We start from the raw sequence: 20,977 nt of genomic DNA on the forward strand, positions 1-20,977 counted from the left end.
CTATAAAATAATGCATTCTTTTTTCGGTACAAAAATCTGAACCTGCGCCCCTTGTTCAAACATTTTCCCTTTGTGATGAAGATTGTCTACTAGGAAAGCGGCCACTTCTGTTTCTACTTCATATCTTAGTACATTCCCTGTCATCGAAACATCTTTAACAAACCCTTTGATTCCCCAGTCATCATGTATACCTAAGTTATCTTCATTAGCAGAAACGATTTGCAAAACTTCTGGACGAATGGCGATTTCCTTCCCGTTTAACTCTGTACTGTGAACAAGTTTGTGGAAAACTTCCATACTTAAAACATTGTAATTTCCGATAAATTTTGCGACAAAGGTATTGACTGGAGAAGTATATATTTCCACTGGAGAACCGGATTGAACAATTTTTCCTTTATCCATGACAAAAATCCGATCCGACATCGTCATCGCTTCTTCCTGATCATGGGTCACAAAAATCGTGGTGATCTCTAATTCTTTCTGGATCCTTTTTAATTCCTTTTGCAAGCTTTTTCTAATTTTCGCATCCAATGCACTTAACGGCTCATCCAAAAGCAGTACTTTTGGTTCCATGACAAGCGCACGGGCAAGAGCGACCCTTTGTTGTTGACCGCCAGATAATTGATGTGGATAAGATTGCTCTTTTCCAACTAAATCGACGAGTTCAATCATCTTCGTTACTCTTGATTTGATATTTTTTGCCTTCTTCATTTTAAGACCGTAGGCGATATTATCAAAAACATTCATATTCGGGAACAGTGCATAGGACTGAAACACCATACCGACTTCACGCTGACGCGGTGATATATGAGTGATATCCTTCCCATCAATGAAGATGCTTCCTGAATCTACGTCTTCAAGTCCGGCGATCGATCGCAATAAGGTACTTTTTCCGCACCCGCTTTGTCCAAGAAGGGTCGCAAATTCTCCCTTTTTTAAGGTCAACGAAATATTTTCTAACACGACTTGGTGATGATAGCCCTTCGTCACTTGATCAATCGTTACATAACTCATGAATTTTCACCTTCTAAAGCTGTATTTTTTTGACGGTATGGTTTCATTAAAAATAAAAGAGATCTTTTTTTAGAAGAAATGTCATGGACTTTTTCTTTTTTAAACGTAAGTTTTAATACCGTTCCTGTTAACAGTAAAATGATCGAATAATAAGTAATCACAATAGCACTTGTTAAGTGGCCGCTGCTGTTTAGTTTGTCAGCAAGATAAATTTGAATCGTCTCAAATCGGCCTCCGACAAGCAAATTCGCAAACGCAAATTCACTAAATAACAGCGCGACAGATAATAAGGTAGACACCAAAATACCAGAGATAATGTTCGGAAATACGACCGTGCGAAACGCCTGAAATTTGGTAGCGCCCAGTAATTCAGCTGCATCAACAAGCTGGACCGCATTCACCGTGCTAAGGCTGTTGCGAATCCCTTGATACATAAAAGGTAATATTGTGATGAAATAAGCACCAACTAAAATCCACGGTGTTCCGGTAATTTGAAGCGGTCCATTTGAATAGACCTTGATCAAGCCTACAGCCCCAACAATCGGAGGTATTCCATAAGGAAGCATAGCGGCTGCTTGGAGCCATCCTTCCCATTTGCTGAAATAGACGGTAATGATAAAAATCGTTGGAAGCATAATCATCACACTAAGACCAACCGTTACAACAATTAAAAACATCGTATGCTGTAGTGCACCATAAAACCGTTCATCTTGAAATAATTCGATATACCATTTCATCGTAAAACTCTCAGGCAAAATGGTGTGATCCCATTTGCCGGCGATCGAGAATAAAAACGTTCCTGCCAGCGGGATTAATAAATAAATCACAAGGAAACCAACGATTACTTTATGAAAGCTCAGTGAAGTTTTCATCGTAAATCCCTCCTAATGCGGCGCATCATTCGATTATTGAACCACATCGCCCCGATCATGGTCGAAGCTAAAAGAACGCCCATCGCGCTGCCTAGCTGTGGCTTTAAGGTCACGTCACTCGAGACTAAAGAGGCAATTTGCAATGATAATAAATTATAGTTACTTCCGACCAATGCATAGGCAGTCGCATATGCACCCATTGCATTGGCAAACAAAATACTGAATGTACCGGCTATGCTTGGAAGCAAAACCGGAATCCCGATGTGAAGCCAAAAGGATAATTTGGTTCCGCCTAATAAAGATGAAGCTTCTTTCCATTGCTCTTTAATTCCTTGATACGATGGATAAATCAGCATAACTGCGAGCGGAATTTGAAAATAAATATAGACGAGAATGAGACCTGTCCAAGAATATAAATTAAAGTCTGCAAATACATCTAAGCCCATCTTGGAAAAAAGCAGCGTAAACAATCCATTGTTTCCTAGTAAAATAATAAATGAAAAAGAAAGCGGTATTCCTTCAAAATTGGAAGTCATATTGGCAATCATAAGTAAGCGATTTTGGACCTTTTGTGAAAACTTTGTAAAAGAATAAGCGGCAATAACAGCAATGATCACAGAAATAACAGCAGAAACCAACGAAATGACAAGGCTATTTTGGATCGCTTGCAAGTAAAATTTACTTTTAAAAATCGTTACATATTGCTGAATCGTGACTTGAATTCCATCATCTGCATGAAAACTATCCTTCAGCATGGCCACTAATGGGCCGATTTCAAACCCAACCACAAATACAATAAATGGCAGTAAGAGCGCTAATAAGTAAAATTTTTGTTTTTTTATTTTTCGCAAGACTTCCCTCTCCTCTATTTTCGCTAATAATAGGGGAAATGGTTTTAATCGTAAAACCATTTCCCGGCAGTCTTTTTTCGAAAATTAAACGGACACGTTCCCCTTAAGGCCTGGCATTGAATAGTTGATCATTTTATCGGACGGCTCGATTTCTAACAGTTCACAAACGAGCGGGGCAAACGCCAATTGTGGAACGACCCCACTGTGGTTGCCTGGCGCCACTTTCGGACTGATGAAAAAGAGTGGGACATCACGCTCACCATCGGTTATCCCGCCGTGATTCCCATATTCACTCATCCCATGATCAGATGTAATTAAAATATGGTAGCCTTCTTTCATCCAAATTGGTAAAAGCTGTGCGAGCAAGCTTCCCATCTTTAAGATTTGTTCACGGTATTCTTTCGATTCCGAACCGAACGCTTCCCCTTTTACATCAACACCAAGCGGATGAATATATAAAAAGTGTGGGTCATGCTTTCGGCGCAATGCTTCCGCATCCATCAACACATGGCTGTCTGGATAATCATCGTCCCAATAAAATTTCCCGTATTGAATAGGCTTAGTTGAATCCTCTTGCTCGCGGTCTTCAACAAACACAAATGGAGCACGATTATACAGTTCACTTACCCAGTAATAGGCTGCTGCTCCGTTCCTTAACCCGTTCTCCTTCGTCAGATGAAAGAGACTTTTCTCCGTGGAAAGCTGCACAGCTTGATTCGAGGTAATACCGTTCATCGAAGCCGGTGTACCAGTAAGCAGCACTTCATATAATGGACGGGAAAGACTAGGCAGCTCAGACCGAACCTTGTAAAGTGCTGCCTGATTGGTTTCTACAAGATGCTGAATATATCCCAGTGTCTCACAAGCTTTATCGTATCTCATTCCATCCACAACAATAGCGATTACTTTATTTGACATTGACTAACACCTCTTCTTGCCAAAGCTGCGGAAGTGTTTTAGCCGTTTCTTCCCAAGCTTTGAAATCCTTAATTGGTTTGGCATTTTTGTATTCTTCTTTTGGTATCATTTTATCCGCTACTTCTTTCGGGAGCTTCACGTTATCACGGATAGGACGGGCAAAGCCTTTTGCCAGGTTAATTTGTCCCTCGTCACTCAAGATATATTCTCTAGCGGCCATTGCGGCGTAAGGATGCTTCGCATATTTGTTAATAATGGTGGTATAGCCGCTTACGACTGAACCTTCTTTCGGAATGGTGACATCGAATTGGTCACGATTGATTTGTTCTGCATAACCAAGGGCATTAAAATCCCAAACAATGGCCACTTCCACTTCCCCTTTTTCGATGTTCGCTGGCTTAGCATCTGTTAAGCTAAGACGTCCTTGCTTCGCAAGCTTTTTAAAAAAGTTAATTCCTGGTTGGAGATGTTTTTCATCACCACCGTAAGCGATTGCCGCAGCAAGAACCGCCATTTGGTTCTGTGTTCCTCGCTGTACATCTCCAACGGTTACTTTGTAATTATCTTTTAGGATGTCATCCCAAGATTTTGGCGGATTTTTCACCAATTCTTTATTCGTTAAGAAGGCAATCGTTCCTTGGTACCCGACAACCCAGTCCCCATTGTCATCTTTTGCCCAGTCAGGTACATCATCCCAATAGGAAGTTTTATAGGGCACTGTTAATTTCTTTTGTTCAGCAACCGGTCCAAAGGACATCCCTACATCGCCGATATCCGCGGTGGCATTTTCTTTTTCTGATTCCATTTTGGCAATCTCTTCAGCACTCGATAAATCTGTATCATTGTGTTTTAATGTGTATTTTTTTGTTATTTCATCCCATGTTTCTCCCCAGTTGGCCCATGAATCAGGCATACCGGCACTATTGACTTCCCCTTCTTTTTTGGCCTTTGTTTCAATTTCATTAAGGGTTAACGAGTTCGGATCCTTAATACTCGATGCAACCGGCTCCTTTGTTTCTGCACACGCGGCTAATCCAAGTACACTCATTCCTAACATCACAACTTGAACCGATTTGCACCATTTCTTAAAATTCATAAAAAGTATCTCTCCTCAACGTGGAATTTATAATGTTGTTTAATGTTTGTTACGGTTTTATCATAAATCCACATTGTTAACTCCACATTAATCCAACATTAAGATAATGTAAAGTCAATGTTAAAGAATGAAATGGATATTATTTATGCCCCAGTCTAACGTTCTTTTTTTATGGGATAGGCTCCAACAAGAACGTTGACATTCACTATTTATTTGATTTAAAGTAATAAAAGTAGTTTGAATACTAAAATCTATTTGTTTGTGGATTTTTCTAGAGGAATCTCTATTTTCGCCACACAGCTCCTATAGGCTGTGTGGCTTTTTTGTTTAGAAAAGTGCCATAGGAACGCAAAACCAATTAATGGATCTATCATTGTTTTTAATAGATTGAAAGGGGAAATAAAAATGAAAACATGGAAATACTCATTTATTGTTCTTTTAGGCGGATGCTGTTACGGAGCATTATCAACTTTCGTAAAGCTCGCATATGCTGCAGGTTTTTCGGTGGAAGAGGTGACGGGGATTCAATACTTACTAGGTACATTACTGATTTGGACAGTTGCACTTTTTTCGAAAAAAAAGAAACTGACACTCGGTAAAATAGGTAAACTCCTTTTATCAGGAATACCACTCGGTTTAACGGGTGTATTTTATTATCAATCACTGCAAACCCTTCATGCTTCGCTTGCGATCATTTTTTTATTTCAATTTGTCTGGATTGGCACATTTTTTGAATGGTTTTTTTATAAGAAAATACCAGCCATAGGAAAAATAGTTTCAATTGGGATTCTCATTATTGGCTCTATTCTTGCGGCTGGCGTTCTCGCAGGAGACAACGGGGTGATCACATGGCAAGGGGCCGTTTGGGGACTACTTTCCGCTGTATCCTATACTTCTTTTATTTTTCTTAGCGGCACGGTGGAAATAGATCTTCCGCCAGTGCAGAAAAGTGCCATTTTTTCCACTGGCGGGCTGATTACAGTTTTCATTATGTTTCAACCTACGGAGTTATTCCATATACCTGTTTTGATTGGAATCGTGCCGTATGGATTATTTCTTGGCTTATTAGGGGTCGCCCTGCCACCGCTGTTATTTTCAATTGGCATGCCGCATATCGAGCCTGGACTTGGAACCATTTTGACAGCCTCTGAGCTTCCGATTGCGGTCATCTTATCGACGCTTTTCTTGGCAGAACATGTAAGCATATCCCAATGGCTCGGAGTTGTTTTGATCTTAGGCGGAATTGCAGCGGGAAATGTGAATCTATCAAAAGCGAAAATAAAGTCGCATTCTTTGGAAAAGGAATCTGTTTCTTAATACAGACGAAAACATTATATAAAATTTGGAAAATAAGGAAAAATTACTCTTTTTAAAATACGTTGATTAATGTATAAATTAATAGAATGATAGTCACCAGGGTATTGTTAGTTACATTTTAATAAAAGGCTCTGTTAAACTTTGTTGTTGATTTGCGCTCCATGTGCTTCGATCCAATCAACAGTTTTAAAAATGAACAATGTCTTTTAACAGAGCCTAATAAAAAAGGAGGCCTCATGATGAAAGGAAAAAAATTTTTTTATTGGTTCATCCCATTTGTGTTAGTTACTTTTTTAGGGAATGCAGTGTATGCTGCACAACAGCCAAAAGCACCTGAAGTAAGGCAAACCTCTGCTTTAAAGGGACAATTCTACCTTAAAGACATTGTGAAAATCTACGTACCATCTACATATAATGTAAATCAACCCATTGATAACACACCATATGTTAATAAATCACTAGAGAAATTCTCAAAAATGTTTGGTGGGGCAACAGCGATCGATGGGACAGGAGCTTGGCTCTCGGATAATGATCAGTTAGTGAAGGAAAAAGTAACCATCGTCTATAGCTTCGCAGAAGATTTGAATAAGGAAAAAATAAATGAAGTGGTTGCCTACGCTGAATCTCTTAAGGAAGAGATGAAACAATCATCCGTATCTCTTGAAGTGAATGGGAAAATGTATTTTATCGAGTAACGGCTATACCTTTTGTGTCAAAGAATAATTGAGGGGATGTCCCAAAAGTATAAATTTTTAAGAGACATCCCTTTTTATAATTCCTTACTAGGTGTACTTGCTTTATATTCTCTAAATCTATGAGAATCTTAGTTGATTTAATTTTCAAACTAATAAGATTAAGTTGTAACAATCTTATGATAAAGATTGATTAATTGGTCAAGTTCTTCACTAACTTGAACTGTCTCAGGTTCCGTAAGTCCATATTGATTGCCTAAAGCTATCATCTTATTTCTTTTCATTTCGATTATTATTTCTAGCATTCTTGTCAGCTTTTTAATGTAGAAGGGCACGTCAATTGACATCTATACCACCTAATATCTTTTAATATAATTAAAACGTTCGTTTTCAACTAACTTCCCGTTAGCTTAAGTACAATCTTTCAAAATCTCTACGATAAAATCCAATTTTCTTTAAAATAATCCTCCGACGACGCAATGCTATATCGAGTATGGTTCTTTTACTTTTGTTCCCAGGCAGAACGAGTAGCAGCGTCCTTCCATATTGCCCGGTTTTCATCAGTCGCTGGAGGTTCTGATTCTCCGAAGATGGCACGTACCCAGTGTCCGTCAGTTGGATTTGGCATGAGGATAAATTTCGTTCCATAGAGATCCTTATCCTGTTCCATCAATTTGGCACGCTCATCAACATCCTTCACGTAATAAACTCGACGAAAGTCATTTAAGTTATCACCTAGATAGGAGATTACATCATAATTCTGAGCGATTTCGTTTTGGCGGGTCTCCTTGTTTGATGTGTCTCTTAGAATTGTCAGGTGATTATCATCTACATAAGGAAAATTAAGTTTCTTAAGTTGCGTCTTTGCGTAATGATAAGTTTTTGATCCTTGGTCACGGCTCGACACATAGAAAACCTCCACCCCTTTTTCCTTACAGTAATTTAAGAAATCCAGTGACCCCGGAGTGGCAACCATATTGTACGTTGGAATCCACTTGTCCCAGATAGCATCGTCGAAGAACTCTATATTATTGTTGATAAGGTATCCCCAATAGTTGACCGGGCTAAGAACCGTATCATCCAAATCCGTGATAACGGCTAACGGCTTATCACCTGGTCTGTGGTTGGCAAGGGCTAGATCAACTTGCTTTCGGGCCATATTAAAGGATTGGTGATATAGCGCCTTATACTCTGCGGCGGTCTGCTTCCAAGCAACAGCCATAGTTAGTATGTTGTTGAGTCCATCTCCTGTAGGACCTTCGGTTTCTAGTGCTTTTTCTTGCTGTGCCGATGCCGCCTGTACCTGTGTTAAATTCTGCTTGGAGGAGCCGACCACATAACCAACTGTCGCACTTAGTGCCATAAAACCGACCATCATAATCGAAAAGTGTTTTTTCATTCTCTTTATCCCCCTCAAATTTTTTATAGCATAAAATACGATAACGAGCGTTAAGGTACTTTTTGCAAAAATAGTTGTACAGCTTTTTAGGTTACTGCTACATTTTGTTTCAACACGCAATCTTTGTTCGTGCTCTTCTTCGTTGTTAATTACCTTACCACCATGTTATATCGTCATTCTGACATATTTCTGACATTAGAGAAAATTACGAAAACAAATAAATGAGCATAGAAAAAAGCGACTTGAATCGGAATCAACTCCTTTTCAAATCGCTCTTGGTCTTTTAGAGGATTTTCATTAATTTCTTATAGTGCTTTTCAACTTTTAAAGAGGGTGTGCAGCCCATTTCTTCCATAAGATATTGGCTATGCTGCTGATATTGCCTGATGAGGGCTGGCTTGTCTTTACGTTTTTCGTAAATGTCCATAGCCAAGATACATGCCTTTTCCTCATAAGGGAAAAATCGCAATAGCTTATTCAGGTATTCCAATTCATGTTCAATTGATTGGTTCTTACCAAAATAATCGATCAGCCGATATGCCAGTCGAATATACATTTGATTGATGCTTTCACTATGAGCAGCACTCCAAAGATAAGCTTTATTTTCAAAAAGCTCTCCACGGAAGTATCTTTCAGCTTTCATAAGCAACGACACTTCTTTTTCGCTGTCAGGCTTTTGTATGCTCCTTAACAAATCCATGGATAATCTTACAAATTCCTTATAATCTAAGAGACATTCCTCTAGCTCTACCCAGTAACCGTTACTATTGCTTTTAATCTGTAGTGGCACCTTTTCAATCGCAATCGTTTTCTTTAAGCGGTAAATGGAGGTATGGAGATTGGTTTTCGCCCTATCAGGGTCTAGGTTGGGCCAAAGCAAATCACAGAGCTTCCATTTGTCTACGGGTTTCCCAAGGTGAATTACAAGATAACCCAAGAGCTCTTCTACCTTTGATGTCATCCAGTGTACCTTTTGATTTGAATGTTTCCCGTAGACTTCAAATTCCCCTATACAAAGTATTCTTCCCTTATGCATGATATCTTGAGCCTCATTTGAGGATTCTGGCCTCTGCTGCCTCGTGCGGTTTATGATTTTACGAACCACTCGATTCATTTCATGCGCATCAACAGGCTTCAAAATATAATCCAGAGCATTTACTTTAAAAGCTTCTATTGCATACTGGCTGTATGCTGTGACAAAAATGATATGCGTTTGCCCATGAATCGCCAAAATCTTTTCTGCCAATTCCAAACCATTCATGTCTGGCATTTCAATGTCTACAAACGCAACATCGGGTTTAATCTCACGAATTTTTTCAAGAGCCGTTTCAGGATGGGTAAATTGCTTGACTACTTCTAATTGGCCATTTTGATCAATGACTCGTTTTAATAGAATATGGTTTGGATACTCGTCATCTATGGTTATCGCAATCAGCTTTGGCAAGGTAAATTTCCTCCTCCAGTTAATAATCAGGTGTTTTCCTTGAACGGTAAATATAAGGTGATAATCGTACCTTGCTCTTCTTTGCTTTCTATGGTCAGTTTCTTGTCTGCAAAATGTCCCAGCCTTTGATTGATGTTGGCAAGCCCTACTCCAAAAACGGTTTCCTTTCGAGACAAAATTTCTTTGATTTTTTGTTCCGACATCCCGACGCCATCGTCTGTAACAGTGACTTTAATCGATTCGCCTTTTGGCTGGACGGAAAGCTTTACCGTACCCCCCTGCGTTTTTTTCATAACCCCATGCCGGATTGCATTCTCTACTAAAGGCTGTATCATCAATGGCATGATCCTTTGCTGTAAACAAGTCTCATCTATATCGAAAATGGTTTGAAGTCGTTCTCCATATCTAGCTTGCTCAATATCCACATAGGATTTCACCAGTTCAATTTCACGTTGCAGTGTCACTAGCTCTCCACGGTTATCAGTATTAAATACGATTCTTAGGTATTTGCTGAGACTATTCAATAGTTCTCCCGCTTTTTCCGAATCGGTATAGCAGAAGGCCATGATCGCGCTTAGAGCATTGTATAAAAAGTGAGGTTTTATTTGCGATTGCAAATAGGCCATTTCGTTTATTGCTACTTCCTTTTCGAGCTTTTTCGAAAACTTTTTGGTTCGAATAAACCCAAATACAAATAGCGTTAAAACGATCAATACAATCAGCAAAATGAAACTAATTAAATTTCGATGTCTCTTTTGCGTGATATACCTGTTCCTCAGATCACTTTCACCAACTTTATACTTAGCTATTATTTCATTGGTATCAAAATAATTCATAGCCCGATTCATTATGCTTACTAAGGTATCCATCTCACGGGTCTGTTTAAAAAAATAGCAATAATATTTAGGTGACTCTATAATGCGATAAACAGAAGTCAAATCAAAAAGTTCATTTTCATAAAAATCTTCCAAAAAGACATTTTCATTTTGAATGATATAGTCAACATCCCTATTTTTTAGTCCGTGATACATTTTACTATCACTATCAAAATATGTGATTTGTTCTTTAGGGATGATTGTCTCAATGAAATCTGTTATGGCTGTTCCCTTCACTATGCCTACTTTTTTATGAAGAAGTTCTTGCGCGTAGTTTATCTTTTTTGAGTTGTTTGCTTTTGCAATCACAGAATAATATGTGGAAACATAAGGTTGAGAAAAGAGACCGAATTTTTGTCTGGTTGGTGTAATGCTTATTGGAAACAGGAGGTCAATATCCTTCTTTTTCACTTTATTAACCTTATCGGACCAACTGAGGTTTTCATCGCGTATAAAGCTATACTTTAACCCAATGATGTCTGCAATGTTTTCAAAAAGGTCGACGCTAGCGCCTGAATATTTACCTTTGGCTTCATCATAAAAGGATAGGGGAGCAAAGTTGTCATCCACCATAACACGCACTTCTCCCACTGATCGTAATAATTCCTTTTCCTTTTCCGTCATAAAAAAGTGATTATACAAATAGGCTTTCCGCGTTTCTTTTTCATATTCTGTAACGATTGGTCCTATTGCACCAGAAATCGCTTTATTCAGTATCGATAGTAATAGAGGATTGGAGCTGCTAGTAAACGCACGGTAGGTTTCATCGTTCCGATAATCAGGGACCGGAAGCGACAAGAGACCACGATCAATAAAACTTCTGTAATTCTCAACATTTGAGTAAATAAATTCAATATTATTATTCTTCAATGCATTATAAGCAACAGAAATATCTTTGTACGGATAATATTTTATGTCGCTAAACTGATTTAGCGGTTGACTGTTTTCGTCTATCATGTTTAGAATACCAATTTTTTTCCCTGCAAGTGTGTATCCAAGTGTATCATACGTTATTTTTTTATCATTCGAATAAAATATGAAATTCATATTGATGCTAATGGGTGTACTAAGCAGGATATCAGGATAGTCTATCGTACGCCTTTTGATTATTGGTGACAAATCCAAAGAGCCATTCGAAATTTGATTGAAGACATCCTCTGAACTGCTCACTGCAACATAAGAAAGTTTTACCCCTAACACTTTTGCCAGTGCTGAGTAGAAGAATTTATTTACCCCATATTCATTTCCATTATTTCGAAATTCATAGAATCCCCCCATGGAATCAAGATTAATAGGAACTTTCAACCCTTTTTTCCTGACTTCATCAAGGTACTCTTTTTCTTCTTCTGTGAATGGAATCGATTCGCTGGAAAAAGAGTCTGCAATGTTACTATATTTTTCATAGACTTCATCATATCTATTTTTGGAGGAGGATGCTTCTGCAACCGCGAAACCCGATGTAAGAAGCCAAACCAAAATCAAAAGTATGATCACTTTTTTTTCATTCATTCATACAGCCCCTTATGTTGCGTTACTCCATTTTACGTAATTTTCACCCACACCGCTGCACCGATTCGAAAACTTGGGTTAGCCAAATTTTTCTTACTCAGCACTAAATGATTTTCATTAGATAGTAAAATAAAATGTTCACCGAATTCTTTTTAATTCAGTATAAATTTCTACATAGAGAGCTATCAACAAAATTACGCAATATCATCAAAATAGTACAAGAAAAAGACACGTTCCCACAAAAACGCGCCCGATCTTTGAACAAAAAAACTTGCTGTTTTCCTGCCTATTTAACATAAAATTTGTTATTGTAACTGCCATTACTCACTTAGTTGTCTATAGATATGGATATTCTTTTCCATACGCTTTATCTACACAAAAGAAATATACATACAGATAAATGGATATACGATTAATACTATTGTTTTACTCATGCACACAATTATACTTGTTTCCCCTGGTGAACAGAACATTTAAATAATCCCTTCCTGATGAGCTTTCATCGATGCTTGAACACGATCACGGACTCCCATTTTCGAATAAATACTAGAGACGTAATTTTTCACAGTTCCCTCTGATAAAAAAAGCATCTGAGAGATTTCGCGGTTGTTTAGCCCTTCTGATATACAGTGAAGAACCTCGGCTTACCGTTCACTTAATCCGTATTGGGGAAAGGATTTCTTTTCGGAGGAAATTCTCACTTCTGAAGCTTGAGGATTTTTTAATTGTCTAACCAACATTTGCGCTTTTTCTTGCGGGATTAAGGTTCCTCCTTGAAAAACCCATTTAATTCCGGCAGCCAAATCTTTCGGGTGAATCGCTTTTAGTATGTATCCTTCTGCACCTGCAGCTAACGCGTCTCCGACAAAGTCAATTTCTTGAAATGAGGTTAAGATGATCACGCGAATATCCGGCCACTTTCGTTTAATCCCCTTAGTTGCTTCTACACCATTCATTTTGGGCATATGTACACCTATCAATATCACATCAATGTTCTGTTTTTCACATATCTCAATCGCTTTTTGGCCATTTTCAGCAAGACCCACTACTTCTAGCTCTGGCCCCATATCCAAAACGATGATAGTCTCCATTTCGGTACCAGAGGGAATAGCCACTATCATGGTATTTGGCGTAGGAGGGGCCAATACTATTTTGTTAGTAAAAGATGAATTTCATTCCAATTCTTAGCGGTCTCCTTGCTCTGGGCACAGCTTTCTGATTAAAAAAACTACCATTAAAAATAATAAAAATAGGGTCGGACTTCTACTATTTGATCGTAAAAGTCCGACCCTTTTGTTTAGTAATAACTTCCATACACTTTATGAGAGAGAACGGAGCTTTCTAATGGAAGGAAATAAATACATCCACAGGCCAGCGACAAGGACCGTTCCCAGACCACCGATGAAGGCTGCCGGAACTGCTCCTAAAAAACCTGCCAACGTGCCAGATTCAAACTCCCCCAGTTGGTTCGAAGTCCCAATAAACAGGGCATTCACCGCATTTACCCGGCCACGCATCTCATCTGGAGTTTGCAGCTGTACGAGTGAGGACCTAATGACAACGCTGATTACGTCTGATCCACCGATAAGAAATAAGGCAACCAACGATACAATTAGATTTGTTGAAATAGCGAAAAGCATGGTAGACAATCCAAAAATGGCGAGTGCCCCAAACAATGTTAGGCCATAGGCTTTCTTCAAGGGAAAATAGCCTAAAATAATTGACACGATTAGTGCCCCAACCGCTGGCGCTGTCCGCATTAATCCCAATCCCCAAGGACCAGTATGAAGAATATCCTGCGAGAATATTGGTAAAAGGGCTGTGGCTCCGCCAAGCAAGACTGCGAAAAGATCTAACGAAATCGTTCCCAGGATGACAGGATTACGATAGACAAATACCAATCCCGATAAAATGGAGCTTATTGATACCGGTTCCGCCCTTCGGATAGCTTGCTCCATGCCGGTGATTAAATAAGTCAGGATGGCTGCAGCAAGCAATGCTACAGTTGCGGTACCATACACGAATGCGGGTCCTAACGAAAAAAGCACTCCGCCAAGGGATGGACCCAGGATTTGGGCTGTTTGCCCAGCCGTCGTACTTAATGATATCGCCTGTGGAAGAATCTTTTTATGTACCAACTGTGGCAATAGGGCTGATGAGGCCGGACCTTCGAAGGCACGGCAAGCTCCGATGATCGCAGCTGCCAGCAAAATCTGTTCACGCCCCAGCCAGCCTGCATGATTTCCATAGAGCAGAAGACCGGCCATCATGCCTTCAATAAGCAAACACCAAAAAACAATTTTTCTTCGATCAAAGCGATCTGCCACTTGCCCGACAACTAATGTGAGCACAACCATTGGGATAAACTGAGCTAGTCCGACCAAACCGAGACTAAAAGCGTCGTGCGTCAAGTCATACATTTGCCATCCGATTGCCACGGACAACATCTGAAAAGATGTAGAGGCCAAAATGCGTGAGAACCAAAATTTTACAAAAGATGGCTGACGAAGAATTGAATTATTTAACTGAAGCAAATAGATTTCACGCCCTTTTCGAAAATAGCTGCATATTACTTTAGGAACACGAAATATTATACTATTTTCGGCACTGCTAGTTAAGAAATCTGACTGAGAGCATTGTGCAATTCGCTGAGTTTCCCCCACAGTGACCTCTGATACTTTAAATTGTGTCCGGCGGGCACTCTGACTCCTTTAAAGTGACCGCTGACTTCAGAAATTATACTCGACTGGCACTCTGACTCCTTCACAGTGACCGCTGACTTCAGATATAGTACCCGGCGGGCACTCTGGCCCCTTCACAGTGACCGCTGACTTCAGATATTTTACTCGACGGGCACTTTGGCCTCTTCACAGTGACCACTGACTTCAGATATTGTACTCGACGGGCACTCTGGCTCCTTCACAGTGACCGCGATCCTAAAAATTGCACTTAAATCTTCATAAAACACTTGATTCCCAGAACCAATTCAATTATCATCTAATTAGATGATAATTAAAGTAGTTTCCAGGTGTCCAGGTACACCGTATTTTTTTACTTAACTAATTAGATAATTATAAAATTAGATGATTATTAAAGAAGGTGATGGAATGTTAATAAGACAAGAAAAACAATATAGAAAACTATTTCTCGCCGGAGTCGTAAACGGAATTGGCGACCGCTTTAGTTCAGTTGCCGTATTAGCGATGCTGCTGCAGTTAACAGGATCAGGCTTTGCCGTGGGAATCACACTGGCCATCCGGCTGATACCGTTTGTCATCTTTGGACCAATTGGCGGTAGGCTTGCTGACCGCTTTCCAAGAAAAATGATTTTGGTTACAACCGACCTAATTCGAATTATCTTTGCCTTAACCTTCTTGTTGGTGGACAGCAAAGAAGATCTCTGGATTGTTTATGTAAGCTCCTTTCTTTTAGCCGCGGGAGAAGCCATTTATGCCCCTGCAAGAAAATCAGCCATACCGCTGCTCGTAAAAAAAGAGCAGCTCATGAAAGTGAACAGTTTGGAACAAGTCTTGATTGGCATTGTATTAATAGGTGGCGCTTTTTCTGGAGGAATCGTGGCCTTTATTTTTGGTCCCCATATTACCTTTTGGTTCAATGCAGCTTCCTTTTTAGGTGCAGCAGCGATCATCTCGACCATTGCGTTTCCAGAACATAAACAGGATATGGAAGGAAAGCTTCTCGAAAAAGAATCGCTTTGGTTCGTGTTTAAGAAAGTCATCAGCCTGTCGGTTCCCGTTCAAATCCTATTAATCTGCGAAGTATTAATTGCTTTCATGAATGGAATCGATAACGTTCTGATCAGCGTGTACGCTGTTAATGAGTATCGTCTGGGAGATGTCGGTGTTGGGCTGTTCTATGGGGCATTAGGGATTGGTCTGGTGCTAAGCTATTCAGTGGCGAATCGGTTACGAAAAAATTTTTTAGTCACTGGCTTACTCTGTTTAATGCTTGAAGGAACGTTTCTATTATTATTGAGTTGGACCCATTTCGTTGGTTTTGCGTTTCTCTTGTTTTGTGGTGTGGCATTTATGTCTGGCATTGGGAATTCCTGTTTTGATACCGTGCTAATGAAGGAGATTCCTGAAGAGCATCATGGAACGATGTTTGGACTGTTGGCAACAATCGGAAACACGATATTGGGTATTTCCATGTTTTTAGCTGGATTTGCACTGCATTATCTTTTACCGCGTTCTTTAGGGTTGGTTGGCGGTGCTGCTTATATTCTTATTGCCATTTTTCTCCTTGCAGCTATATCTACAAAAGCCTATCGGAAGAGGAGCATATCACAAAAGGATATGACCTCAGTTTAAATACAAATTCAAATTTAACTCGCTTTTATTCCCCCCTTTTTTTAGCCCCCAAAAAAAGGGGCTTTTTTAGGCTTAGTTAGTATTCTTTAAATAAATTTTTCCAAGTGTACAAATAGTGACAAAGTTCGACTTAAATTTCTAGTAGAATAGTATTTATCATGTAATAATAGAGTAATATAATTGTAATAATCTTTGGTTGTAAGACCTAAAGTTTTAAAACGGTGGGCAGACAGCTGGATCACCGTTGCGGGAGGGAATTTTTTTGGAAAGTGCATTAAATCAATCAGTAGAAGAATTGGGTAAACGGCGAAGCAGCTCAAAGAAAAGTTTTGCCAACTGGAAGTTCATTACAACAGGTATTATCATTATTATTGCAATCATAATAGCGGCAATCGGCTATTATCAGGCAAAACACTTTAACGCTAATGTCAAGATTAATGGCACAAAGGTCGGGGGACTAACGGCTGAGCAGGCCCTTAAAAAATTAAAAACTTCCGTATTAAAAAACGTAGTCTATGTCGGACAACAGCAAATTTTAGACGGAAACGATACAGAAATGAAATTTACGAGTTCAGATCTCTCTGAAGTCAAAAAATTATTAAAAGACCAGCAGAGCTTTTTTCCTTCTTCAAAAGCAAAAAGTTTTTCGTTAATGCCAGGCACTTTGGATCAATACCGCAGCGAAACAATGAAAAAACAAGTGGAAGAAAAGCTTATTTCTCTGAATAAGACTTTAAAAGCTTCGAAAGATGCAGAGGTTCATTTGGAACAAGGTAAAATCGTTGTCACAAAAAGCAGCAGCGGAGAGCAGTATGATGTTGCTAGCCTTTTAAAGTCCTATGATGAGCATATATACACGAGTGAAATCCGTCTTACACCTGTATTCATACAGCCAATCAAAGAAAACAGCCAGGTTATCAAAAATGAACAGAAAAAGCTGCAGGAACTCCTTGCTCGGACAGTTGATTATAAGGTACAGGATAAAGTTCATACGTTAAAAGCCAGCGAACTAATTAAAACTGCCTCTGTGTCAAAAGACATGAAGGTGACAATTGACCCAAGCGATATTAACAAGAAAATTGCCGAAATTAATAGTACCCAATCCACATTGAATAAAAATTTTTCCTTTAAGACTCATTCAGGCAAAGTCGTTTCGGTAAAAGGACAAGGTTATGGCTGGGCGTTAGATGTGGATAAAGAAGCCGCACTGGTTCAGGCCGCTTTTGAAAAAGCAGAGAAAACCGTTACGGCTTCCAATATCATCGGTCATGGCTGGAAAGGTGAAGGCTACGGTTTTGACACGTTAACGAACAATGGCATTGGCGATACGTATGCAGAAGTATCCATTGCTGAGCAGCGTATTTGGATTTATAAAAATGGGAAATTAGCCATCACAACAAATGTCGTTACCGGCAAACACAGTACTGGTAATGATACATCAAAAGGAGTATGGTATATTCTCTATAAACGTACACCAGCCACACTAACGGGCAGAGAACTTGGAGGAAAACCTAGTTATCAAGTACAAGTTAATTATTGGGCTCCATTTACGAATGATGGGCAAGGATTCCACGATGCCGGCTTTCGTTCAAACTGGGCAAGCAATGCCTATCTAAATGCAGGATCCCATGGCTGTGTCAACACACCGGTAAATGCTATGAAAACCGTGTATGAGAATCTCAGTACATACGAGCCGGTAGTCATCTATTAAAATATAAAACAGGAAATCGTTAATGATTTCCTGTTTTTTGTTTTATGGCTTTTGACTTATTAAAAAGTAGCTGTTAACGGATTCTGCTGTTTGATCTCTTGTATGGATAGATTTAAACTGTAGTTCCCATGCTCGAGAAGTTTATTAAGAAACAGATTCAATTGATCTTGGGATTTAACGATTACTTTTAAATGGTAACATCCTTTCCCTGATATTCGGTGCGCTTCAACTACCTCATTTCGCTCCTTAATAAAACGGATAAACAAATCATGATTGGCTGTTTTCATATGAATGATGACAAACGCGGTAAAGATGAGCCCTAATTTCATTTCATCGACTATGAGGGAGTAGGCTTTAATGACACCACTTTCCTCAAGCTTTTTAATACGATTCCCTATTGCCTGTCCAGTCATATGAATTTTTTCCCCTAGGTCTTTCCATTGAATACGTGAATTTTCGGTTAATAACCGGAGGATTTGAAAATCAATTTGATCAAGTTCCATATAAATTCCTTTCACCATGAAATTATTTTAGCTAAAAGTGTTTCATCAAAGTATCGATTAAAATCAAGAGATTATCTATGATATTATTATAATCAATTTTTGATGGGGTGGAAAAAAATGAGAACAGCTTTAATCTTAGTTGATATTCAAAATGATTACTTTCCAAATGGAAAAATGGAATTAAGCAATCCTGGAAAAGCAGCTGTTAATGCAGGTAAAATCCTTGATTGGTTCAGACAGAAGAATCATCCTATTTTTCATATTCAGCATATCTCTATTCAAGAAGGGGCAACATTCTTTCTTCCAGACACAGATGGGGCCAAAATAAATGAAGCTGTTTTACCGTTACAGCATGAAAGTATTATCGTAAAACATAGACCCAACAGCTTTTTCAAGACAGAATTAGAAAACAAATTAAGAGAAAATGGAGTCACTAAGCTAGTGATTGGCGGAATGATGACGCATATGTGCATTGATGCGACGGTCAGAGCTGCAAGGGATCTAGGTTTTGAAGTTACGCTTATTGAAGATGCATGTACAACACGGGACTTATCTTATCAAGAAAAGAAAGTACCAGCTGATCAGGTTCATAATGCGTTTATCAGTGCACTTAACGGAATTTATGCCCTTGTCGTTTCGACCGAGGATTTCCTGCAGCAGGAAGCTGACACGATTCTGAAAAACAACTAATAATAAAGGGAGATTGTTATTAAAAACGATCTCCCCTTTTAATTAAGATAAATGGATATTGGTTTTATGTTCTGCATCCTGACGCTTTTCCTTAATAGAAACCACTCCAATCAAGCCAATCATGGAGAAGATTACAGGGGTGATGAAACCCAAGTAGTATCCCTCACTAATACTGCCTGAAGCAGACTGAAAATGATCCAATACATTTCCAAATATGCTTGGCAGCAGGACAGCACTTAGAAAACCCCCGGTATTCGCAACCCCAGAGACAATGCCAGATTCTATGATCGGAAAAGATTGACGAACGACAGCAAACGTTAACGCACTTGCCCCATATCCAAAGCCAATGATAAAGAACAGCACACTGAGAACGAAAAAGGGAGGAGTCCCTCTAAATAATAGAAAGGTAGACCAACTTAATAACATAAAGATATGAACAATGACATATGGACGTTTAGTAGTTTCTAACCGACTTGATATCCAGCTGGTTAGAGGAGCTCCTATTAGAGCCCCAATCAGACCAATCATGATGAGCTGACTTGCATCGGAACGGGTCATCCCATATACATTCATCCCATAGGGCACTGCCCAGGAACTGATAAATCCAACATACGCGCCGACAACCCCAAAGTGACAAAGAAATAAAGCCCAGGCCTGTCTATTCGAAAATATCCTTTGTAATAAATCGAACGTTTTTTCATGTTGTATTTTATTTTTTACAAATGCCGATTCGTTTGGTTTTTTTAACAGGACAAAATAAAGGAGAATGCCACAAAAACATAATAATAGTCCCGCTGAAAAAAAGGCCGCCCTCCAACCAAGTAAATCAATCCATTCGGAGAAAGGGACTGTCGCCAAAAGGAACCCAAGGCTTCCTGTCATTCCAGCCAGACCAATTAATCGAACAAACTCCTTTGCATTAAACCATTGGCTCATTATTAACACCATATTGACCCAGATGGTCGCATCACCAGTCCCAGTCAGTATTCTGGCAAAAAACAGGACAAATTCATCCGTACCCAAACTATAAATGATCGTGCCTATGCCTGTAAGTGTTGCACCTGCTATTAGAAAAAAATTGGGGCCAAAACGATCAGCCAGAATACCCATTGGAATTTGCAAACCAGTGTATACAAAAAATTGCATACTTGTCAGTATCCCAATCGTTGAAGCTGTTACATGAAAATCCCTCATCACTTGATCTGTAATCAATCCCGGAGCGGTCCGCTGGCTTGACATTAATAAGTAAGTGAACAATACAGAAGCAAATACAACCCATCTAAATCGGCTATTTTGTTTGTCCAATGTTTTATACTCCTGTTAACTTTTACACTATATATATGATTTTGCTGTAACGATAAAAACAAATTTTACTCCATCCAAGCATTTAAGTTTTATGAAAAATTGTAAAAAAAAGTTAATTTTATAATATAATAATTATAATAAGCTTTTGGAGGTGTCATAATGATTTGGTTATATATACTGATGCCTGTCTTTATTTTAGGCGGAATTGCTATTTATTTTGATAAAAGATCTGGGTCTAATCCGCCAGATGAATTGCAGCTTAGGGAGAAAATAAAAGAATATCCACCTGAAAACCACAACTCATTTGGACCATGAATAGACATTAAAAAAAGGAATTGTCACATGAACAATTCCTTTTCTTGCATTAATAAGATCTTGAGGACAAAACTAGTTTAAAAATTAATAGAAATGTCCTAAATAGGGCCTCTTGAGGACAAAACTAGTTTAAAA

At 39.0% G+C, this 20,977-nt stretch carries 19 protein-coding genes and 1 pseudogene; 6 read left to right on the top strand and 14 right to left on the bottom strand.

Translation table 11 applies throughout. The annotated features are described in order from the left end of the window. The 5 genes from V7161_RS10290 to V7161_RS10310 form a co-directional block, all read right to left on the bottom strand. Entirely contained in the window at window positions 1-1,014 is a 1,014-nt protein-coding gene (locus tag V7161_RS10290) for an ABC transporter ATP-binding protein (protein WP_335444857.1), read from the bottom strand. Continuing rightward, on the bottom strand, window positions 1,011-1,886 hold the full coding sequence (locus V7161_RS10295) for an ABC transporter permease (protein ID WP_335444860.1): 876 nt from the start codon (window positions 1,884-1,886) through the stop codon (window positions 1,011-1,013). The genes V7161_RS10290 and V7161_RS10295 overlap by 4 nt, the downstream gene beginning before the upstream one ends. Then, on the bottom strand, window positions 1,883-2,737 hold the full coding sequence (locus V7161_RS10300; RefSeq protein ID WP_335444863.1) for an ABC transporter permease: 855 nt from the start codon (window positions 2,735-2,737) through the stop codon (window positions 1,883-1,885). The genes V7161_RS10295 and V7161_RS10300 overlap by 4 nt, the downstream gene beginning before the upstream one ends. Window positions 2,738-2,821: 84 nt before the next feature. Next, window positions 2,822-3,655: an alkaline phosphatase family protein gene (locus V7161_RS10305; protein WP_335444865.1), complete on the bottom strand. Its 834-nt coding sequence runs from the start codon at window positions 3,653-3,655 to the stop codon at window positions 2,822-2,824. Next, window positions 3,645-4,751, bottom strand: a complete 1,107-nt coding sequence (locus V7161_RS10310) for an ABC transporter substrate-binding protein (protein WP_335444867.1) — start codon at window positions 4,749-4,751, stop codon at window positions 3,645-3,647. The genes V7161_RS10305 and V7161_RS10310 overlap by 11 nt, the downstream gene beginning before the upstream one ends. Before the next feature lie 405 nt (window positions 4,752-5,156). Here V7161_RS10310 and V7161_RS10315 point away from each other — a divergent pair, with 405 nt between their 5' ends. Both V7161_RS10315 and V7161_RS10320 read left to right on the top strand, forming a co-directional pair. Further along, window positions 5,157-6,068, top strand: a complete 912-nt coding sequence (locus tag V7161_RS10315) for an EamA family transporter (protein ID WP_335444870.1) — start codon at window positions 5,157-5,159, stop codon at window positions 6,066-6,068. Between the two features lie 239 nt (window positions 6,069-6,307). Next, window positions 6,308-6,763, top strand: coding sequence for a DUF3574 domain-containing protein (locus V7161_RS10320; RefSeq protein ID WP_335444872.1), 456 nt, complete (start codon window positions 6,308-6,310; stop codon window positions 6,761-6,763). Between the two features lie 158 nt (window positions 6,764-6,921). Here the strand turns inward: V7161_RS10320 and V7161_RS10325 are convergent, their stop codons facing one another. The 7 genes and pseudogenes from V7161_RS10325 to V7161_RS10355 form a co-directional block, all read right to left on the bottom strand. Continuing rightward, entirely contained in the window at window positions 6,922-7,107 is a 186-nt protein-coding gene (locus V7161_RS10325; RefSeq protein ID WP_335444874.1) for an aspartyl-phosphate phosphatase Spo0E family protein, read from the bottom strand. A gap of 155 nt (window positions 7,108-7,262) precedes the next feature. After that, on the bottom strand, window positions 7,263-8,159 hold the full coding sequence (locus V7161_RS10330) for a 5'-nucleotidase, lipoprotein e(P4) family (protein WP_335444877.1): 897 nt from the start codon (window positions 8,157-8,159) through the stop codon (window positions 7,263-7,265). A gap of 283 nt (window positions 8,160-8,442) precedes the next feature. Beyond that, window positions 8,443-9,603, bottom strand: coding sequence for a response regulator (locus V7161_RS10335; protein WP_335444880.1), 1,161 nt, complete (start codon window positions 9,601-9,603; stop codon window positions 8,443-8,445). A 26-nt stretch (window positions 9,604-9,629) separates the two neighbouring features. Next, window positions 9,630-11,987, bottom strand: coding sequence for a histidine kinase (locus tag V7161_RS10340; RefSeq protein WP_335444882.1), 2,358 nt, complete (start codon window positions 11,985-11,987; stop codon window positions 9,630-9,632). 473 nt (window positions 11,988-12,460) lie between these two features. Next, window positions 12,461-12,616: pseudogene (locus V7161_RS10345) on the bottom strand (response regulator transcription factor); the annotation flags it as partial. A 15-nt stretch (window positions 12,617-12,631) separates the two neighbouring features. After that, the gene (locus V7161_RS10350) at window positions 12,632-13,054 is read right to left on the bottom strand and encodes a response regulator (protein WP_335444966.1); all 423 of its coding nucleotides are present in this window, start codon (window positions 13,052-13,054) and stop codon (window positions 12,632-12,634) included. A gap of 252 nt (window positions 13,055-13,306) precedes the next feature. Further along, complete coding sequence (locus tag V7161_RS10355) at window positions 13,307-14,650, bottom strand: MFS transporter (protein ID WP_335444884.1); 1,344 nt, start codon at window positions 14,648-14,650, stop codon at window positions 13,307-13,309. Between the two features lie 444 nt (window positions 14,651-15,094). Here V7161_RS10355 and V7161_RS10360 point away from each other — a divergent pair, with 444 nt between their 5' ends. Together V7161_RS10360 and V7161_RS10365 are read left to right on the top strand one after the other, a co-directional pair. Beyond that, window positions 15,095-16,318 (top strand): MFS transporter, encoded by a 1,224-nt coding sequence (locus V7161_RS10360; RefSeq protein WP_335444886.1) that lies wholly within the window; start codon window positions 15,095-15,097, stop codon window positions 16,316-16,318. A 244-nt stretch (window positions 16,319-16,562) separates the two neighbouring features. Continuing rightward, window positions 16,563-18,029, top strand: a complete 1,467-nt coding sequence (locus V7161_RS10365) for a L,D-transpeptidase family protein (RefSeq protein ID WP_420491609.1) — start codon at window positions 16,563-16,565, stop codon at window positions 18,027-18,029. A gap of 59 nt (window positions 18,030-18,088) precedes the next feature. Here the strand turns inward: V7161_RS10365 and V7161_RS10370 are convergent, their stop codons facing one another. Beyond that, window positions 18,089-18,532, bottom strand: a complete 444-nt coding sequence (locus V7161_RS10370) for an Lrp/AsnC family transcriptional regulator (RefSeq protein WP_335444890.1) — start codon at window positions 18,530-18,532, stop codon at window positions 18,089-18,091. A 117-nt stretch (window positions 18,533-18,649) separates the two neighbouring features. On the opposite strand from V7161_RS10370, the gene V7161_RS10375 reads away from it, so the two are divergent. Then, entirely contained in the window at window positions 18,650-19,222 is a 573-nt protein-coding gene (locus tag V7161_RS10375; RefSeq protein WP_335444893.1) for a cysteine hydrolase family protein, read from the top strand. Between the two features lie 42 nt (window positions 19,223-19,264). Here V7161_RS10375 and V7161_RS10380 read toward each other — a convergent pair whose 3' ends face one another. Further along, window positions 19,265-20,527, bottom strand: coding sequence for an MFS transporter (locus V7161_RS10380; protein ID WP_335444896.1), 1,263 nt, complete (start codon window positions 20,525-20,527; stop codon window positions 19,265-19,267). Window positions 20,528-20,686: 159 nt separating this feature from the next. Here V7161_RS10380 and V7161_RS10385 point away from each other — a divergent pair, with 159 nt between their 5' ends. Beyond that, a complete protein-coding gene (locus tag V7161_RS10385; protein WP_335444899.1) occupies window positions 20,687-20,842 on the top strand; it encodes a hypothetical protein in 156 nt (51 codons plus the stop codon). Window positions 20,843-20,977: the final 135 nt, after the last annotated feature.

The sequence above is a fragment of the Neobacillus drentensis genome, assembly GCF_036965425.1.
Taxonomy (GTDB): domain Bacteria; phylum Bacillota; class Bacilli; order Bacillales; family Cytobacillaceae; genus Neobacillus; species Neobacillus drentensis_F.